The 18,849-nt window shown below is 48.8% G+C and carries 16 protein-coding genes; 13 read left to right on the top strand and 3 right to left on the bottom strand.

Annotated elements, in window-relative coordinates; all coding sequences use genetic code 11:
- Positions 1–215: 215 nt before the first annotated feature.
- The 3 genes from JHU38_RS11035 to JHU38_RS11045 all read right to left on the bottom strand — a co-directional run bounded on the left by JHU38_RS11035 (position 216) and on the right by JHU38_RS11045 (position 2,468).
- Positions 216–1,202 carry a GNAT family N-acetyltransferase gene (locus tag JHU38_RS11035; protein WP_107581635.1) on the bottom strand — a complete coding sequence of 329 codons (987 nt, stop codon included), beginning with the start codon at positions 1,200–1,202 and terminating at the stop codon, positions 216–218.
- Between the two features lie 56 nt (positions 1,203–1,258).
- Positions 1,259–2,083, bottom strand: a complete 825-nt coding sequence (locus tag JHU38_RS11040; protein ID WP_107581634.1) for a glycerol acyltransferase — start codon at positions 2,081–2,083, stop codon at positions 1,259–1,261.
- A gap of 73 nt (positions 2,084–2,156) precedes the next feature.
- The gene (locus JHU38_RS11045) at positions 2,157–2,468 is read right to left on the bottom strand and encodes a hypothetical protein (protein ID WP_146156993.1); all 312 of its coding nucleotides are present in this window, start codon (positions 2,466–2,468) and stop codon (positions 2,157–2,159) included.
- A gap of 346 nt (positions 2,469–2,814) precedes the next feature.
- Here JHU38_RS11045 and mraZ point away from each other — a divergent pair, with 346 nt between their 5' ends.
- The 13 genes from mraZ to ftsZ all read left to right on the top strand — a co-directional run bounded on the left by mraZ (position 2,815) and on the right by ftsZ (position 18,616).
- A complete protein-coding gene (mraZ, locus tag JHU38_RS11050) occupies positions 2,815–3,270 on the top strand; it encodes a division/cell wall cluster transcriptional repressor MraZ (RefSeq protein WP_107582352.1) in 456 nt (151 codons plus the stop codon).
- 43 nt (positions 3,271–3,313) lie between these two features.
- Positions 3,314–4,243 (top strand): 16S rRNA (cytosine(1402)-N(4))-methyltransferase RsmH, encoded by a 930-nt coding sequence (gene rsmH, locus JHU38_RS11055; RefSeq protein WP_107581632.1) that lies wholly within the window; start codon positions 3,314–3,316, stop codon positions 4,241–4,243.
- A gap of 3 nt (positions 4,244–4,246) precedes the next feature.
- Positions 4,247–4,696 (top strand): FtsL-like putative cell division protein, encoded by a 450-nt coding sequence (locus tag JHU38_RS11060; RefSeq protein ID WP_107581631.1) that lies wholly within the window; start codon positions 4,247–4,249, stop codon positions 4,694–4,696.
- 56 nt (positions 4,697–4,752) lie between these two features.
- The gene (locus JHU38_RS11065) at positions 4,753–6,906 is read left to right on the top strand and encodes a penicillin-binding protein (RefSeq protein WP_107581630.1); all 2,154 of its coding nucleotides are present in this window, start codon (positions 4,753–4,755) and stop codon (positions 6,904–6,906) included.
- 55 nt (positions 6,907–6,961) lie between these two features.
- Entirely contained in the window at positions 6,962–8,413 is a 1,452-nt protein-coding gene (locus tag JHU38_RS11070; RefSeq protein WP_107581629.1) for a UDP-N-acetylmuramoyl-L-alanyl-D-glutamate--2,6-diaminopimelate ligase, read from the top strand.
- Between the two features lie 39 nt (positions 8,414–8,452).
- Complete coding sequence (mraY, locus tag JHU38_RS11075; RefSeq protein WP_107581628.1) at positions 8,453–9,724, top strand: phospho-N-acetylmuramoyl-pentapeptide-transferase; 1,272 nt, start codon at positions 8,453–8,455, stop codon at positions 9,722–9,724.
- A 94-nt stretch (positions 9,725–9,818) separates the two neighbouring features.
- Positions 9,819–11,150, top strand: a complete 1,332-nt coding sequence (gene murD, locus JHU38_RS11080; RefSeq protein ID WP_107581627.1) for a UDP-N-acetylmuramoyl-L-alanine--D-glutamate ligase — start codon at positions 9,819–9,821, stop codon at positions 11,148–11,150.
- Positions 11,151–11,161: 11 nt separating this feature from the next.
- The gene (locus tag JHU38_RS11085) at positions 11,162–12,427 is read left to right on the top strand and encodes an FtsW/RodA/SpoVE family cell cycle protein (RefSeq protein ID WP_107581626.1); all 1,266 of its coding nucleotides are present in this window, start codon (positions 11,162–11,164) and stop codon (positions 12,425–12,427) included.
- Positions 12,428–12,517: 90 nt separating this feature from the next.
- Positions 12,518–13,639, top strand: a complete 1,122-nt coding sequence (gene murG, locus JHU38_RS11090; RefSeq protein WP_107581625.1) for an undecaprenyldiphospho-muramoylpentapeptide beta-N-acetylglucosaminyltransferase — start codon at positions 12,518–12,520, stop codon at positions 13,637–13,639.
- Positions 13,630–15,006 carry a UDP-N-acetylmuramate--L-alanine ligase gene (gene murC / locus JHU38_RS11095; protein ID WP_107581624.1) on the top strand — a complete coding sequence of 459 codons (1,377 nt, stop codon included), beginning with the start codon at positions 13,630–13,632 and terminating at the stop codon, positions 15,004–15,006. The genes murG and murC overlap by 10 nt, the downstream gene beginning before the upstream one ends.
- Positions 15,003–15,797 carry a cell division protein FtsQ/DivIB gene (locus tag JHU38_RS11100; protein WP_107581623.1) on the top strand — a complete coding sequence of 265 codons (795 nt, stop codon included), beginning with the start codon at positions 15,003–15,005 and terminating at the stop codon, positions 15,795–15,797. The genes murC and JHU38_RS11100 overlap by 4 nt, the downstream gene beginning before the upstream one ends.
- A gap of 28 nt (positions 15,798–15,825) precedes the next feature.
- Positions 15,826–17,277: a cell division protein FtsA gene (gene ftsA, locus JHU38_RS11105; RefSeq protein ID WP_107581622.1), complete on the top strand. Its 1,452-nt coding sequence runs from the start codon at positions 15,826–15,828 to the stop codon at positions 17,275–17,277.
- A gap of 22 nt (positions 17,278–17,299) precedes the next feature.
- Positions 17,300–18,616, top strand: a complete 1,317-nt coding sequence (gene ftsZ / locus JHU38_RS11110; RefSeq protein WP_107581621.1) for a cell division protein FtsZ — start codon at positions 17,300–17,302, stop codon at positions 18,614–18,616.
- Positions 18,617–18,849: the final 233 nt, after the last annotated feature.

Consider the following 18,849-nt stretch of genomic DNA (forward strand, 5'->3'; position numbering starts at 1 on the left):
AAGACATAAGGGCCGCAAGCGGCCAAGAAAGACATAAAGCTAAGTGGGAAATGGGGAATGAGAAATAGGAAGTGTGGAATACAAAATAGAGTGTGGAATGTAAAATAGAGTGAGAAGTGTGAAATGTAGATAGCTTACCTTTTCGCATTTCACACTCTTCAGTTAGCGCTCCCTCCCTTTGGGAGGGCCGGGGTAGGTCACAGAGCCGGGGTGGGTCATGCCTTATAAATCACCTTATTGGCGCCACTGGTGAATTTCAGTGCTTCGGGGTGCTCCTTCACGTAACTGTCGATATGTCGCACGCGCTTTTCTTCCAGTATCTCGTCGACGGCGATCAGGATTCCCGTCTCTTCCACGTCGCCGAATCCGTAGTTGATGGCCGTGCCGAAGAGCTTCATCGTGGGGCTAAGGCTCATGTAGGCATTCACCAACGGCGGGATATTATAGCCTAAATTGCGGATTTCACGATTCAGGATGCGGTAGTCGTCACGGAACGTATTCCGATCGAACAGCTGTGCCAGCTCTTCTTCGGGCGTATCGATGGTCAACGGCTTGATGGGCGCTATGAGATGGTCTTTGTCATCGAAGTGTTTCTTGAGAAAATAGAGTATCATGTCGCGGCCGAGACGGATGTAAGAAGGGTACATGGTCACCTTTCCGAAGAAGTATTTGCAGTTGGGATTGATGACGGTGAGCGCGCCCAGTCCGTCCCAAAGATTATCCAGCGCAAAGATACTCTTGGTGTTCGTCCGCACGTTCTGGTATTCCAGCGACACGAAACTGCGACCCAGCTCTACGGTGTAGGGAGCGTAGTCGCGCATGAACTCATCGGAAAAATGAAACATGTGGCTTGTGGCCAAAACGGGTTGTCCTTTGTCGTCAATCTTCCAGTCGGTGCCGAAGAGATAGCGATAGCCACCGATGATTTCCTCGGCCTCGGGGTTCCAGACGATCAGTTGTTTACATCCGCCCTCCATCGTGTCAAACTCATCGATATCCACCGACTTACCCGTACCGCCGCCGGCCGTACGAAAAGCGATCTCTCGCAATCGTCCGATTTCCTGCATCACGTGCGGCGCGTCTTGAGCCGTAATGACATAGATCTCATTATTGCTCTTGTTGGTCATCCGAAGCTGCCGCTCTGCCGTGAGTTCACGTTTCAGCAGCTCTTTGGAAACAGGTTGGATAATCTCTTCTTCCATTGATTTTCTATTGTTCGTTAACAGTGTCGACCGCCCGCGCACATTGCGACCGACGACTACAGCTCATATACTTTGTCTTCAACATACCTGGCCCACTCCGCCGCTGTCCTGCTCTTGTCGAATGTTTGCCATGGAATAGGTTGGCCGATCACAACGCGAAAGGTCTTTCCCACGTTGCGGTACATCTCATCGACAAGGAATAGCATGGCCAAATTGAATGGAAGGAAACGGTCACTGAACTTCGCGATACGATAAAAACGGTTGGAATTACGCCCGCCGAAGTGAATGGGCACCACGTCGCGGTGGGTTTCCACACTCTTGGTGATAAAGGTTTTTTTCCAAGGAAGGTCGTGAATCTCGCCATTGATCATACGACTGTTGAGTCCGGCGGGAAACATCAGCAGGTGGTTGTCGCCCTTAAAACCGGCCTCCACCATACGAGGAAAGTCGCGACTCTGCTTGCCTGTCTTATTAATACCGATACTCACCGGCTTCAAACCGGGCAGATTGAGCAGCAGATCATTCACCAAATAGCGAAACTTACCATCATACCGCTGCCCGATAATAGAACCCAGCGACACGCCGTCCTGCCCTCCGAGAGGATGGTTCGACACAAACGTATAGAGCTTGCCGTCGTTCTTATCGGGCAGATTTTCCATGCCTACCACCTCCAGAGTCATCTTTAGATAACGCACGCATTCCGTGAGCCATTCCGTCCCCGTGAGATGTCGGTTTTCCCAAAGAAAGCGATTGACTTCATCTTCATGGATGAGCCGCTTCAGCCAAGACACGACAAAACGAGGCACATAACGTGCCTTGCCACCCATCTTGCCTTTCAGAATCTCATCAATGTCGATTGTTTTCTCTATCGGTTCTCTCATGTGTAAAAAATACTAACACCTTGCAAAAATAGCACATCTTTTCTAAATACGTTTACTTTTTGGTCAAAAAATATCAAAAAATATCAAGGCATGACGGCTTCCACGCCCCTTTTGGTTTCAATTTTACAAACGACCATCCGGCGGAAGACTGATGAGGAAAAACAGAAAACAAATTGTTAAAATTCAGAATAATCTTTACAATGGAGCAAAATTCCGGCCATCGTCCCGACACCTTGGTCAATAAGAGCGAAAATATCGCGTTTTTCACCACGCTACCTAACCTTTTGAAAATAAGCGCCTTACGAATAACGCCAAATTTCAAACTGTCAAAAGCACGCTTTTCAACCCGCTGAAAGCAGCCATTTTTGCCCATTTCATCGCTCAAAAGAGGCCTTTTTATCGTGTCAAAGCAGTGCTTTAGAGAGCTAAAAGCGCTGCTTTGAACTTGTGAAAGCTATGCTTTGAGCCACCAATAGTGACCCTTTTGCTTTTTCATCGGCTTATTTTGACCTTTCTGTTATCTATTTGGCGTCGCGCGAAAGTGTTAAATTCGGTAATCTATTTTTACATTTTCGATACGCGCCAACGCTGCGACAAGCTACATCGAAATAAGCGACTGCGTGATACGGGCAAATCTTTTGCGTGGATTTACATAAAAATGTGGGGGAAAGTGGGGAAGTGTGGGGAATTTTATGTATCTTTGACGGCGAAATCTTTATAAAAATATGTACATGAGATTTTTAGGTAATATTTCGGCAAAGATCGACACCAAGGGCAGGGTTTTCATGCCGGCAACTTTCCGCAAGATATTGCAGGCCGCCGGAGAGGAAAACATCGTTCTTCGAAAAGATATTTTTCAGCCGTGCTTAGTCATCTATCCCGAGTCGGTATGGAACGGGGTGATGGATATGATGCGTGGCCGTCTGAGCCGATGGAACCGCAAAGAACAGCAGATTTTCAGGCAGTTTGTATCGGATGTGGAGATTCTCACGCTCGATGGCAACGGCCGTTTTCTCATTCCCAAGCGTCACTTGCAGATGGCCAACATACAGCAGGAGGTCAGGTTGGTGGGCGTAGACGACACCATCGAGATTTGGAGCGCCGAAGAGAGCGACAAGCAACTACTGCCAAGCAATGAGTTTGAACAAGCTATCAACGACATGATGGGCAACGGAAGCGACGCGTAAGAAAAGCGAAGGACAACCAAAACGAAGTGTGAAAAATATGAAGATGGCAAAGACCGTTGAAACATATCACGTGCCAGTATTGCTCCACGAGAGCGTCGACGGACTGAACATACGGCCCGGTGGCATTTACGTAGACGTCACCTTTGGCGGTGGCGGCCATTCCCGTGAGATTCTTTCGCGGCTCGACACCTCTGCCCATCTGTATAGCTTCGACCAAGACGCCGACGCGGAAAGAAATTTGGGCGACGCCCACCATCCGCTGTCACCCAACTTCACCTTCGTGCGCTCCAATTTCCGTTATCTCAAGAACTGGATGAGATACTATGGCGTGGAGCAGATTGACGGTCTGCTGGCCGACCTTGGCGTTTCGAGCCACCATTTCGACGATGAAACCAGGGGATTCTCGTTTCGCTTCGACGCCCCACTCGACATGCGCATGAACAAACGGGCCGGAATGACGGCGGCCGACATCGTCAACAATTATCAGGAAGAGGCCTTGGCCGATGTGTTCTACCTGTATGGCGAACTGAAAAACGCCCGTCGCATCGCGGCCACGGTGGTGAAAGCGCGCGGCGAAAAGCCCATTCTGACCACGCGGGAATTCATCAACGTCGTTGAGCCGCTCTTCAAACGCGAACGCGAGAAGAAAGACATGGCCAAACTCTTTCAGGCTCTGCGCATCGAGGTGAACCACGAAATGGACGCGCTCAAAGAGATGTTGCGAGGAGCCGCGGAGCTGTTGGCACCGGGCGGTCGCCTTTCGGTCATCACCTATCACTCATTAGAAGACCGCGTCGTAAAGAACATCATGAAGACAGGCAACACCGACGGCAAGACGCGACAAGACTTCTTCGGCCGTATCGAAACGCCTTTCAGGCTGATCAACCATAAAGTCATCGTGCCCAACGATGATGAACAACAACAGAATCCAAGAAGCCGGAGTGCCAAACTCCGTATAGCGGAAAAGAAATAAACAATGACAGACAGACAAACCAAGGACCCTCAAGAAGAGGTCCATCAGCCCGAAGCGCCGAAAGAGGAATCACCCTCACTCAAAGAGGTACTCATCGAACAGGCTACCGAAGACGAGGCACCGGCATCGGCCAAGTTTACGCTGAAAAAAGTACTTGGCGGCGACATCCTCTCTACCCAAACCATCCGCGACCAGATATGGGTTATTCTGCTCATCGCGGTCTTTATGATCGCCTATATAGCCAACCGCTATAGCATACAGAAGAACTTATTGGAAATAGACCACCTCAACACGCGGCTGCAGGACGCCAAATATAAAGCGCTCTCAAGCAGCAGCCAACTGACCGAAAAAAGCCGTGAGAGCCATGTACTTGACATGCTCAAGAACAACAAGGACAGCGTACTCAAGATTCCGAGTCAGCCGCCTTACATCATCAACGTTCCGGAGAAATGAGAAATCAACAACTTCACACCCGATATTTAACACTTCACACTTAATATTTCACACGCTTGAGTAAGTTCGACCATAACAAAATCATGCCTCGTTACAGTGCTTTCGCGCTGCTGATGACACTTTTGGCCATTGCGGTAATCGGCAAGACCCTCTATATCATGACGGCCAAACACGATTATTGGATGGAAGTGGCAGACCGCGTGAAGAGAGACAGCGTGGATATTAAGCCGAGCCGTGGCAACATCCTTAGCAACGATGGCAAACTCATGGCCAGCAGTCTGCCTGAATTCAAGGTTTTTATGGACTTCAAGGCTCTGCATGAGGCCAACAACGATTCGCTTTGGGACGCAAAAGCAGACTCTATCTGCATGGGACTGAACCGCATCTTTCCGGAGATGTCGAAGCAGGCTTTCCGCTCCCATCTGAACGAAGGGAAAGCAAAGATGAAACGCCACTGGCCTATCTGGCCCAAGCGTATCGACTATAACACGTTCTCCGAAATCAGAGCGCTGCCCGTTCTGTGTCTGTCGCCCAACCGCAGCGGCTTTCACTACGAGGAGAATAACGCCCGCAAGCGTTCGTACGGCTCGCTGGCCAGTCGCACCATCGGCGCCATGTACGGCGCGAAAGACGCGGCCCGCTTCGGTCTGGAGCTGTCTTATGACTCCATCCTGCGCGGCACCAACGGTATCATCCATCGCCGCAAGGTGCTCAACAAGTTTCTCGACATCATGGACACGCCTCCCATCGATGGTGCCGACATCGTGACAACCATTGACGTAAGCATGCAGGATCTGGCCGAACGATCGCTCATCGACGAATTGAAATATATCAATGGCAACGTGGGTGTGGCCATCGTGATGGAAGTGGCTACGGGCGATATCAAAGCGATTGTGAACATGGAGAAGTGCGTAGACGGCGAATACCGTGAGATTCATAACCATGCCGTGAGCGACCTGTTAGAGCCGGGATCGGTATTCAAGACCGCCAGCATCATGGTGGCGCTCGATGACGGGGTGGTCGACACGACCTATCGTGTAGAGACGGCCGGCGGCGTATGGCCCATGTACGGTCGTGAGATGAAAGACCACAACTGGCGGCGTGGCGGTTACGGTTTGCTGACGCTCCCTCAAACGCTGATGGTAAGCTCGAATATTGGCGTGAGCCGCATCATCGACGACCACTATCGCAACAATCCCGATAAGTTCGTGAGAGGAATTTATCGCACCGGCCTGGCCGACAATCTTCATATCCCATTAGTGGGCGCTTCGCCGGCACGCATCCGCATGCCCAAGAAGAACAAACGGGGGCAATGGATCAACTGGAGTTCCACGGCATTGCCTTGGATGAGTATTGGCTACGAGACACAGATACCGCCCATCTCCACCCTCACGTTCTACAACGCGATTGCCAACGGCGGCAAGATGATGCGGCCGCGATTCGTGAAACAAGTGGTGAAAAACGGCGAGGTAATCATGGATTTCCCGCCACAAGTGATGCGCGACCGTATCTGTAAGGAGAAAACCTTGAAGGAGATACAGCGCATTTTGGACCGAGTGGTGAGCGAAGGGCTGGGCCGTAAGGCCGGTTCCACCTCGTTTCGAGTAGCCGGAAAAACAGGAACGGCACAGATGTCGAAAGGTGTGCAAGGCTACAAGAATGGCGTCATGAACTATCTGCTGAGCTTTGCGGGCTACTTCCCCGACGACAATCCTCGCTATAGCTGCATCGTCTGCATACAGAAATCGGGCTTGCCCGCGTCGGGAGGTGGCATGAGCGGCGTCGTATTCCACAATATTGCCGAAGGAATCATGGCCCAAAGCCTCAAACTCGACGTGAAAGACGCCCGAGACCCGACTTCAGTCTTCGTTCCATCCGTGAAAGGGGGCAACCTCTTGGCCGCCGACTATGTACTGTCGCACTTGGGTATCCAAACCAACAAGAGCTGGTTGGGCAGCTATGCCGACGGCAATCCTATCTGGGGAAGGGCCGAAGCCCGGCATAAGACTGTGGTATTACAACACGAGAAGGTATTCGGCAAGAAGCAGGTTCCCAATGTAATTGGTATGGGAGCACGCGACGCGGTGTTCATCATGGAAAGTCGTGGCGTAAAGACCATCGTAAAAGGACGTGGGCACGTGACCCAACAGAGCATCGAACCCGGCGTTACCATCCGAAAAGGAATGAAATGCAGGTTGGAGTTGGAATGAGAAATGGGGAATGAGGAATAGGGAAATGTGAATTAAACAATTAAAATAACACGATATGAAATTAAGCGAAGTGCTTAAAAACATCAAGCCCCTGCGGACAGCGGGCGACATGGGTGTAGAGATTAACGGCGTAAACATCGACTCACGCCGCGTCGGAAAAGGTCATCTCTTCATCGCCATGAAGGGAACTGTGGTTGACGGTCATCAATTCATCGCTAAAGCCATAGAGCTGGGCGCACGGGCTATCTTGTGCGAGGACATGCCCGAGGAACAAGTGGAAGGCGTGACCTACGTGCAGGTGGCTTCGACCGAAGACGCCGTGGGCAAGGTAGCTACCTGCTTCTATGGCAATCCTTCGACCAAGCTGACCCTGGTGGGCGTCACCGGAACGAACGGAAAGACCACCGTTGCCACCTTATTATATAATATGTTTCGCAAGATGGGACATAAATGCGGACTGCTCTCTACGGTCTGCAACTATATTGAGGACAAAGCCATACCGGCCGACCACACCACGCCCGACCCTATCGAACTGAGTCAGCTGTTGGCCCAGATGGTTTCGGCAGGCTGCGAATACGCTTTCATGGAATGTTCAAGCCACGCCATCGCCCAGAAACGTATCGGCGGACTGACCTTCGCGGGTGGTATCTTCACAAATCTGACACGTGACCACTTGGATTATCATAAAACTTTCGAGAACTATCGCGATGCCAAAAAAGCTTTCTTCGACAGCCTGCCTAAGAGTGCTTTTGCCCTCACCAACGCTGACGACAAGAACGGAATGGTGATGGTACAGAACACCAAGGCTACCGTCAAGACCTACTCCACCCGAAGCATGGCCGACTTCAAGGCCCGTATTATCGAATGCCACTTCGAGGGAATGTTTCTCGATATCGACAACCACGAGGTGGGGGTGCAGTTTATCGGTAAGTTCAACGTCAGCAATCTGCTGGCCGTTTATGGCACAGCTATCATGTTGGGCAAGAAGCCCGAGGATATCTTGCTTGTCATGAGTACGCTGCATAGCGTGAACGGCCGATTGGAACCGGTTCGTTCGCCCGAAGGTTACACGGCGATTATAGACTACGCCCACACTCCCGACGCGTTGGAGAACGTGCTGAATGCCATTCATGAGGTGCTCAATGGCAAAGGACAGGTCATCACGGTATGTGGCGCGGGCGGTAATCGCGATAAGGGAAAACGCCCATTGATGGCACAGGAAGCCGTGAAACAGAGCGATAAGGTGATTATCACGAGCGATAACCCCCGCTTTGAGGAACCGCAAGACATCATCAACGACATGTTGGCCGGCCTCAACACGCAGCAGATGAAGAAAGTCATCAGTATTGTAGATCGGAAAGAAGCCATCCGCACGGCCTGTATGATGGCCCAAAAGGGTGACGTGATTCTCATTGCCGGCAAGGGGCATGAAGACTATCAGGAAATCAAAGGGGTGAAACATCACTTTGATGATAAGGAAGTTGTGAGGGAAGTCTTCAACGCGTAAGAAGCTCTCCACCATTCTCCATCACGTAAATAAAGCATTATGTTATACTATCTGTTTAGATTTCTCGACCAGTTCAACGTTCCCGGATCACACATGTGGCAGTACATCTCGTTCAGAGCGCTGCTCACGCTGATTCTGTCACTGGTCATTTCAGCTTGGTTTGGTGAGCGTTTCATTAAATACATGAAGCGCAAGAAGATCTCGGAGACACAACGAGACGCCTCCATCGATCCCTTTGGCACACAAAAGAAGGGTGTGCCGACCATGGGTGGTATTATCATTATCGTAGCCATTCTCGTGCCGGTGATACTACTTGGGCGCATGCGCAATATCTATCTGTTGCTGATGATTGCCACGACGGTATGGCTGGGCTTCCTCGGTTTTCTTGATGACTATATCAAGATTTTCCGCAAGAACAAGGAAGGACTGAAAGGCAAGTACAAGATTGTGGGCCAAGTAAGCATCGGCCTTATCGTGGGACTGACGCTTTGGGCCAGTCCCGACACCAAGATAAAGCTGAATGTAGAGACCCAACGGCAAGGGCAGGAAATGGTTGTTGTTCATAAATCGGAAGCCGTGAAGTCATTGAAGACGACCATTCCGTTCGTAAAGAATCATAATCTGGACTATTCGGAGATTATGGGCTTTTGCGGTAAATACAAGACTGCCGCGGGATGGATTCTGTTTGTCGTCATGACCATTCTCGTCGTAACAGCCGTATCGAACGGCGCCAACCTGAATGACGGCATGGATGGCATGTGCGCGGGTAATGCCGCGGTCATCGGAGTGGCTCTGGGAATATTGGCTTACGTGTCGAGTCATATAGAATACGCGGCCTATCTCAACATCATGTATATACCGGGGTCGCAAGAACTGGTGGTATTCCTCTGTGCCTTTATCGGCGCGATGATCGGTTTCCTATGGTATAATGCCTATCCGGCACAAGTATTCATGGGCGACACGGGATCGCTGACCATCGGCGGTATCATTGGCGTGGGCGCCGTCATCGTCCACAAGGAGTTGCTTCTGCCCATCCTGTGCGGTATCTTCTTTGTAGAGAGCCTGAGCGTCATCATCCAGTCGACTTACTTCAAGTACCGCAAACGCAAAGGAGAACGTGTGCGTGTGTTCAGAGCCACACCGATCCATGACAATTTCCGCAAACTCGACTCGCAGCTTGACCCCACGAGCACCTATCTGCTGAAAGGTTGGCCAAAACGCCAGTTCCACGAGTCGAAAATTACGATCCGGTTTTGGATAACAACGATTATACTGGCCGCGATGGCCATCATTACGCTGAAGATCAGATGATCGATGGTAGGTGATAGATGGTAATGGATGGCTACCACATACCGATGGGTGGATGAGTTAATAAAACAAAGATTACATACTATATATTTAGAATATGAAAAGAATAGTTGTATTAGGAGCGGCCGAAAGCGGTGCCGGAGCGGCCGTACTGGCCAAGAAGGAAGGATTCGACGTGTTCGTATCGGACATGTCGGCCATCAAAGACAAATATAAGAAGCTGTTAGACGACCATCATATAGCTTGGGAGGAAGGACATCATACGGAGGAGAAGATTCTGAACGCTGATGAAATCATCAAGAGTCCCGGCATTCCCGACGAAGCGCCTATGATTCAGAAAATCATAGGTAAGGGCATTCATATCATCAGTGAAATAGAATTTGCCGGTCGCTATACCAACGCGAAGATGATATGTATCACGGGAAGTAACGGCAAGACAACGACGACATCGCTTATCTACCATATCTTTAAGGCGGCCGGCTACAACGCCGGACTGGCCGGGAACATCGGAAAAAGCCTGGCACTGCAGGTGGCAGAGGAGCCGCATGCCTACTATATTATCGAACTGAGCAGTTTTCAATTGGACAACATGTATGACTTCCGTGCCAACATCGCGATTCTGCTTAACATCACGCCCGATCATCTGGACCGCTACGACAACAAGTTTGAGAACTACGCGGCCGCCAAAATGCGCATTATCCGAAACCAAACGACCGAAGACAGCTTCATCTACTGGAACGATGACCCCGTGATCAAGAAAGAGCTGGAGAAGTATGACATCAAAGCCATCCAATGCCCCTTCTCCGAAATCAAGGAAAATGGCTCGATAGGCTATATTGAGGAAGGACAATATACGATAGAGCGCCCTACTCCGTTCAACATGGAACAAGAAGAACTGTCACTGACAGGTAAACACAACATTTACAATAGCCTGGCTGCCGGCATTGCCACAAATATCGCAGGAATCAGAAAAGACGTAATCAGAAAGAGCCTGAGCGACTTTCCCGGCGTAGAACACCGATTGGAAAAGGTATGCAAAGTGGGCGGCGTGCAATATATCAACGACTCGAAAGCCACAAACGTAGACGCTTGTTGGTACGCGCTGGAAAGCATGAAGACACCGACCATTCTTATTTTGGGCGGTAAAGACAAGGGAAACGACTATGAACCCATCAAGGAACTTGTGAAAGAAAAATGCGTAGGCCTCGTGTATCTTGGAGCTGACAACCGGAAACTGCACGACAACTTCGACGCGTTAGGCATTCCCGTGCGTGACACCCATAGCATGAAAGAATGTGTGGCAGCCTGTTACGAGATGGCCAAAACGGGCGACACGGTGCTGCTGAGCCCTTGCTGTGCCAGCTTTGACCTTTTCAAGAACATGGAAGATCGCGGCGATCAATTCAAGACGTTGGTAAGAAACCTGTAAGAAAGAGCAAAATGAACAAAACACTTGGAAATGTCTTCAAAGGCGACAAGGTGATCTGGATGGTTTTCTTCTTTCTGTGTGTCATCAGCGTAGTAGAGGTTTTCTCTGCTTCGTCCGAACTGACTTACAAAGGAGGCAGCTACTGGGCTCCGATGTTGAAACACTTTGGCATCTTGCTGATGGGCGTCTTCTTCATGGTTGTCACGCTGAACATCCAGTGCCGCTATTTCAAGATACTGACACCATTTCTGCTCATCATCTCGGTTTTCACCTTGATCTGGGTGTATTTTACCGGTGCCTCAACAAACGGCGCGCTGCGTTGGATCAGCTTCTTCGGCATGCAGTTTCAACCCTCAGAGATCGCCAAGGGAACTTTGGTGCTGGCGACGGCACAGATTCTGAGTGCCATGCAGACAGAAAAGGGGGCCGACAAGCACGCGTTCAAGTACGTGATGTGGACGGCCACGCCCATCCTGCTGCTGATTGTGAGGGAGAACTTCTCTACCGCCTTTTTACTGGGGGCGGTTATCGTCATCATGATGATTATTGGGCGGGTATCTAAAAAACAGATTGGCATACTGCTGGGCGCGGTTATGATGGTGGCCATGTTAGGAGTGGGAGCGATCATGATTACCGGACACGCTCAAGAAGAAACCAATCCGCAAAAGAGCCTGACAGAAAAAGTATCTTCTACGAATACAGATAAAGACGAGGGAGGGCGACAAGTTCTTCACAGAGCCGACACTTGGAAAGGACGTATTCTCAAGTTTGTCAACAACAAAGAAATTCCACCATCGGAAGTTGACTTAGACAAAGACGCGCAAATAGCGCATGCCAACATTGCCATTGCCTCATCCAAAATCATTGGAAAAGGTCCGGGTAACTCTGAAGAGCGCGACTTTCTGTCGCAAGCGTTCTCAGATTTCATCTATGCCATCATCATAGAAGAATTAGGTATAGGAGGCGCTATCTTCGTAGCGCTGCTCTATATCATCCTGTTGTTCAGAACGGGAAGTATAGCCATGCGATGCGAGAACAACTTCCCGGCTTTTCTGGCGATGGGACTAGCTTTATTGCTGGTGACACAGGCTCTGTTCAACATGTGTGTGGCAGTGGGACTGGCGCCGGTAACGGGTCAGCCGTTACCTTTGATCAGCAAGGGTGGTACTTCGACGATGATCAACTGCATCTATATCGGTGCTATTTTAAGCGTGAGCAGATCAGCCAAAAAGAAGAAGGAAAGTGACGCGCAACACAACCTGCAACATATCTATTAGACCATTCAACAGGCCACGGAATTAAAAAACAGGCAAAATGAGCAAAAAAAGATTTTTTTGATTACTTTTGCAATATAGATAATAAATCAAATGGATAAGGAACTAAGGATTATTATCAGCGGAGGAGGAACCGGAGGACATATCTTCCCTGCGGTGTCCATAGCCAACGCCATCAAGGCTAAACGACCCGACGCGAAGATTCTCTTTGTTGGCGCCACCGGTAGAATGGAAATGCAACGCGTTCCGGCCGCGGGATATGAAATCAAAGGCCTGCCAATCAGCGGGTTCGACCGGAAGCATTTGCTAAAGAATTTTGTCGTTCTGCTCAAGATATGGAAGAGCCAGCACATGGCCAAGAAAATCATCAAAGATTTCAAGCCCATGGTTGCTGTCGGCGTAGGAGGCTATGCCAGTGGACCGACCCTGAATGTATGTGCTGACCGCGGAATTCCATGCTTGATTCAAGAACAGAACTCCTATGCGGGAGTTACCAATAAGTTGCTGGCCAAGAAAGCGACAGTCATCTGCGTGGCCTACGATAACATGGAACGCTTCTTTCCGGCAGAGAAGATCGTCATGACGGGGAATCCGGTGAGACAAAACGTACTAAACGCCAACATAAGCAAGGAAGAAGCCCGTAAACAGTGGGGACTGGATCCTGAGAAGAAAACGGTGTTACTCATTGGCGGTAGCCTGGGTGCCCGAACCATCAACGAAAGCGTGATCAATCACTTGAAAGAGATCGCCGAAAGTAACGTGCAATTCATTTGGCAGACAGGCAAATACTATCTGGAAGAAATGAAAAAACGGACCGAAGAAGCAGGGAAGCCAAGCAATCTGATCGTCACCGATTTCATTAGCGACATGGGCGCGGCTTATCAAGCGGCCGACTTGGTGGTAAGTCGTGCGGGGGCCAGTAGTATCTCAGAGTTCTGCCTGATAGGCAAACCGGTGATTCTGGTGCCAAGTCCCAACGTGGCAGAAGACCATCAGACGAAGAACGCGATGGCACTTGTCAATAAGGATGCCGCCGTGTACGTGAAAGACAGTGAGGCTCCGGAAGTTCTCGTCAAGCAGGCTTTGGCCATTGTCAATGATGACAAGAAACTAAAAGAACTGAATCACAATATCCTAAAACTGGGATTGAAAGACTCTGCGGACGTTATTGCCGACAAAGTCATTGAGTTAGCAACACAATCATCATGGAATTAAAAGATATCAAAGCCGTATATTTCGTAGGAGCCGGTGGTATAGGTATGAGCGCCATCGCCCGTTATTTCATCAGCAAAGGGCTGGTTGTGGCCGGATATGACAAGACAGCGTCCGACCTGACTCGCCAATTGGAAAAGGAAGGCATGCTTATTCACTATGAAGAGAATGTGGATGAAATACCGCAGGCGTGTCGTGATAAAAACACCTGCTTGGTGATTTACACGCCGGCAGTGCCGGCTAACCATCGGGAATTGGTTTACTTCCGTGAGAATGGATTTGAAATAGAAAAGCGCGCGCAAGTATTGGGCAGGCTGACATACACCCACAAGGGGCTTTGCGTGGCAGGTACACACGGAAAAACATCAACATCGACTATGTGTGCCCACATCATGCACCAGAGTCACGTCGACTGTAATGCTTTCTTGGGAGGTATCTCCAAGAACTATGGCACAAATTATATATTGTCTGATAGCAGTGATTTCGTTGTGATTGAAGCTGACGAGTTTGATCGTTCTTTCCATTGGCTTCGCCCCTGGATGAGCGTCATTACATCTACTGATCCGGACCATCTGGATATATATGGTACAAAGGAAGCCTATCTGGAAAGTTTCCATCACTATTCGACCTTGATTCAACCCGGTGGCGCATTGATTATCCATAAGGACTTGGAGATGAAACAGGAAGTGGCCGAGGAAGTGAAAGTGTATGAATACAGTCTGAACGAAGGTGATTTCCACGCAGAAAACATTGAGATTGAGAATGGCAAGATCACGTTCGACTTTATTTCGCCTGTAGAGAATATTTCACATGTAGAGCTTGGACAACCTATACCTATTAATATAGAGAATGGTGTGGCTGCGATGGCAATGGCTCAGCTGAACGGTTGCACGGCAGAGGAGCTGAAATATGGCATGAAAACATTTGGCGGTGTAGACCGGCGCTTTGATTTTAAAGTCAAGAATGATAAACATGTCTTCTTATCAGACTACGCGCATCATCCTAAAGAAATATTCCAAAGTGCCAAGAGTATGAAAGAGCTGTATCATGACCGCAGAATTACAGCTATATTCCAACCACATCTATATACTCGCACACGCGATTTCTATAAAGAATTTGCCGACGCATTGAGCCTACTGGATGAGGTGATCCTGTGCGATATTTATCCGGCACGCGAGCAACCCATTCCCGGCATAACCAGCCAATTAATTTACGATAATCTCAAACCTGGCATAGCCAAACAGATGATTCATAAGGAAGAGGTGCTCGACTTCGTTAAAAACCGTGACTTTGATGTACTCATCGTTTTGGGAGCGGGTGACTTAGACAGCTATGTCCCACAAATAGCCAAGCTAATAGAAAGTAAATGAGACTCAACTGGAAAAAGACTATAACCATAACACTTGATGTGTTGATTGGTATTTATCTCCTTCTGGCTTTCATTAGGTTCAATAAGCCTGATGAAACGGCGAAGGTATGTACCAAGGTTACAATCGATATTCAGGACGAAGCCACCAATGGATTTATCAACACACAGGAAATCAAGCACCGACTGGAAATAAATAAACTTTATCCGTTGGAAAAGCCGATACGATATGTGGACGCAAGAAAAATAGAAGAAATGTTGAAAGCAAGTCCGTTTGTGAAAACGGCAGAATGCTTCAAGACACAAGACGGACATGTATGTATCCTGCTCACACAGCGTATGCCTGTTGTCAGAATCAAAGCCGTGCAGGGTGACGACTATTATGTAGACGATAACGATTGTATTATGCCCAACTCGCACTATACTTCAGACCTTATTATTGCGACGGGACATATCTCGAAATGGTTTGCCATGAACTATATCTCACCCATGAGTAAGGCTATCATGAATGATGACCTATGGAGAAACCAAATAGAGCAAATCAACGTGCTGCCAAATCATTCGATAGAGCTGGTGCCACGGGTGGGCGAACAGATTATCAATCTGGGGCAACTCCCGGAAAGCAAATACAAGAATGAACGGGGAAAATTGGTGAATGATTTTATAAACAAGAAGCTGACGAGGTTGGAAAACTTCTATAAATATGGGCTTTCACAGGCCGGTTGGAATAAGTATTCCTATATAAATCTGGAATTTGACAATCAGATTATCTGCAAAAAGAAGAAAGCTTTATAACTTTGGATAAGAAATTAAAAACTAAAATATGGCAGAATTTATTGTAGCAATCGAACTGGGATCTACGAATATCTCAGGAATCGCGGGAAAGAAGAACCTCGACGGAAGCATTACGGTACTGGCCGTAGTGGAGGAAGACTCTACATCCTGTATCAGAAAAGGCGTGGTATATAACGTCGACAAGACGGTACAGTGTCTGTCAAATATCATGCAGAAACTCAAAACCGCCCTAAAATCCAACATAACACATGTCTATGTCGGGGTAGGAGGTCAATCCATTCTGAGCGTAAAGAATGTTATCACCAAGGAATTGCCAGCCGACACGCTCGTTTCACAAGATATGATCAACGAGCTGATGGACTCTAATCGCAGCATGCCTTATGCCGATCAAGAGATTCTTGACTCTGCCACCCAAGAATATAAAGTCGATGCGCAATATCAATTAGACCCCGTAGGCATACAATGCAATCACTTAGAAGGCAACTTCCTGAACATTCTTTGGGCAAAAACATTCTATCGTAATTTAAATAAGTGCTTCGATCAGGCCGGAATTGCCATTGCCGAGATGTATCTTGCGCCACTGGCATTGGCCGACAGCGTATTGACCGAAACCGAGAAAAGGTCCGGTTGTGTATTGGTTGACCTCGGGTCAGGCACAACCACCGTTTCCGTTTATTACAAGAATATACTCCGCCATCTGGTTGTCATCCCATTGGGAGGTGATAATATCACCAAAGATATCGCGTCATTACAAATGGAAGATACAGCCGCCGAGCAGATGAAGCTGGAATATGCCTGCGCGGATACGCCTAACAACGACATCGACAACACTCTGATGTTGCCCATAGACCAAGACAGAAAGATTGAAGCACGCAAATTTATCGACATTGTTGAGTGTAGATTACAAGAGATTATAGAAAATGCTTGGTTCCAAGTGCCTAATGAATATGCCGACAAGTTGTTGGGCGGAATCATTCTTACGGGCGGCGGTTCAAACATGAAGAACATCGAAACGGCCTTCCGCAATCATACCCACATTGAAAAAATACGTGTTGCTAAATTCGTAACACAGACCATTAACTCTACAAACGAAGAAATAAACCGGCACGACGGCGAAATGAACACGCTCCTTGGACTACTTGCCAAGGGCGACATGAACTGTGCGGGGGCTGAAATAAGAAATGACTTGTTCGGCAACGAAGAAACCGGCAGGCCCATGCTCAACGCCGCCGACGCCCATACGCAGGCCCGACAAATCAACGAAGTGGCCGGAAGTGGCGTTGTCCGCACAGAAGCCGAAAAGCTGAAAGCCGAAGAAGAATTGCGCAAGAAGAAGGAAGCCGAGGAAGAAGCGGCCCGTCTGGAACAAGAAAGGATTGAAGCCGAAGAAGCTACTCGAAGAAAAGAGAACAGCTTCTGGCACAAATTCATGAAGAAAGCCAAAAACTTCGGTGAGCAAATGATCAAGGAGGAAGAATAACCATTTCAAACGTTTAAGAGATATGCCAAACCATATAGTTGATTTCGGAGAACCCGATAAAGAGAAAAGCATCATCAAAGTCATCGGTGTAGGAGGTGGCGGTGGCAATGCTGTTAACCACATGTATCGTGAAGGAATCCACGATGTGACGTTCGTATTATGCAACACCGACAACCAAGCGCTCAACGACTCGCCTGTTCCCGTGCACCTGCAATTAGGTAAAGAAGGCTTAGGAGCCGGCAACAAACCTGAAAGAGCACGCCAAGCGGCCGAAGAAAGTATTGACGACTTAAAGCAAATGCTGAGCGACGGCACCCGCATGGCCTTCATTACAGCCGGCATGGGCGGTGGAACAGGCACCGGAGCCGCCCCCGTTATTGCCCGCGTTTCAAAAGAACTGGGCATTCTGACTGTCGGAATCGTTACCATCCCCTTCCGTTTTGAAGGCGACCGCAAGATCGATCAAGCTCTCGACGGCGTGGAAGAAATGGCCAAACACGTTGACGCCCTGTTGGTCATCAACAACGAACGATTACGCGAAATCTACCCGGAGTTATCCCTGCTCAATGCTTTTGCCAAAGCTGATGACACCTTGAGCATTGCCGCCAAGAGCATTGCCGAGATCATTACGACCCACGGACTGATGAATCTTGACTTCAACGACGTAAAAACGGTTCTGAAAGATGGCGGCGTAGCCATCATGAGTACCGGTTACGGCGAAGGCGACGGGCGCGTGAAAGCAGCCATCGAAGACGCGCTCAACTCACCGCTGCTCAATGACAACGACGTTTATAACTCCAAGAAAATACTGCTGAGCATTGCCTTCAACAGCGAGAAAGACGACGAAGGCCTCATGATGGATGAGATGAACGATGTCAACGACTTTATGGCGAAGTTCGACAGCAACTTTGAAATCAAGTGGGGCGTGGCCATCGACCCAGAATTGGGCAAGAAAGTGAAAGTTACCATCCTCGCAACCGGCTTCGGTATAGAAGACGTAGACGGCATGAATCCTCACCTCGGATTCAAGCGCAGTCAGGAAGAAGCCGACCGATTGGCCCGTTTACAGGAACAAGAAGCGGAGCGCAACGATCGTCGTGGCCGCTACTACAAAGATAAAGAAAACAACCAGTATAAGCGTCGGCCGCAAATCTACATTTTCCACCCCGACGACCTCAACAACGAAGACGTGATTCTCGCCATCGAGAATACGCCAACATACAAGAGAACACGTCAACAACTGGAAGAAATTCGCAAACAAGCATTGGGAAAACAGACCGGCGACAATAACGAAAGTAATGGCGCAGAGCCCATCCAGGGCGTCATCTCCTTTGCGTAAACACGCCATCAGCAATAAATAAGCGAATCGCCGGTTTCATTCTGAGAGAAGAAACTCATCCGAAAAGCAGCCAAACGAAGCAGTCGAACTTCGTTTGGCCGCTTTGATTTTTCATGCCATAACATTCATTTTCCATAAAACGAGTCAGTAGAAAATTAGCGAGGACAGATTTACAAGTATTATTGCTGTCCGGTAAACATTTTTGTTATATAAAAGTTAAGGGCTAAAATCCT

It is taken from the genome of Prevotella illustrans, assembly GCF_017426725.1.
GTDB lineage: Bacteria > Bacteroidota > Bacteroidia > Bacteroidales > Bacteroidaceae > Prevotella > Prevotella illustrans.

What these genes read in the sequence shown, in the direction of transcription:
- mraZ (WP_107582352.1), top strand. Translation starts at nt 2,815, where the DNA reads ATGAGATTTTTAGGTAATATTTCGGCAAAGATCGACACCAAGGGCAGG.
- JHU38_RS11085 (WP_107581626.1), top strand. Translation starts at nt 11,162, where the DNA reads ATGAACAAAACACTTGGAAATGTCTTCAAAGGCGACAAGGTGATCTGG.
- JHU38_RS11040 (WP_107581634.1), bottom strand. Translation starts at nt 2,083, where the DNA reads ATGAGAGAACCGATAGAGAAAACAATCGACATTGATGAGATTCTGAAA.
- JHU38_RS11070 (WP_107581629.1), top strand. Translation starts at nt 6,962, where the DNA reads ATGAAATTAAGCGAAGTGCTTAAAAACATCAAGCCCCTGCGGACAGCG.
- JHU38_RS11100 (WP_107581623.1), top strand. Translation starts at nt 15,003, where the DNA reads ATGAGACTCAACTGGAAAAAGACTATAACCATAACACTTGATGTGTTG.
- ftsZ (WP_107581621.1), top strand. Translation starts at nt 17,300, where the DNA reads ATGCCAAACCATATAGTTGATTTCGGAGAACCCGATAAAGAGAAAAGC.
- JHU38_RS11035 (WP_107581635.1), bottom strand. Translation starts at nt 1,202, where the DNA reads ATGGAAGAAGAGATTATCCAACCTGTTTCCAAAGAGCTGCTGAAACGT.
- rsmH (WP_107581632.1), top strand. Translation starts at nt 3,314, where the DNA reads ATGGCAAAGACCGTTGAAACATATCACGTGCCAGTATTGCTCCACGAG.
- murD (WP_107581627.1), top strand. Translation starts at nt 9,819, where the DNA reads ATGAAAAGAATAGTTGTATTAGGAGCGGCCGAAAGCGGTGCCGGAGCG.
- murG (WP_107581625.1), top strand. Translation starts at nt 12,518, where the DNA reads ATGGATAAGGAACTAAGGATTATTATCAGCGGAGGAGGAACCGGAGGA.
- murC (WP_107581624.1), top strand. Translation starts at nt 13,630, where the DNA reads ATGGAATTAAAAGATATCAAAGCCGTATATTTCGTAGGAGCCGGTGGT.
- mraY (WP_107581628.1), top strand. Translation starts at nt 8,453, where the DNA reads ATGTTATACTATCTGTTTAGATTTCTCGACCAGTTCAACGTTCCCGGA.
- JHU38_RS11060 (WP_107581631.1), top strand. Translation starts at nt 4,247, where the DNA reads ATGACAGACAGACAAACCAAGGACCCTCAAGAAGAGGTCCATCAGCCC.
- ftsA (WP_107581622.1), top strand. Translation starts at nt 15,826, where the DNA reads ATGGCAGAATTTATTGTAGCAATCGAACTGGGATCTACGAATATCTCA.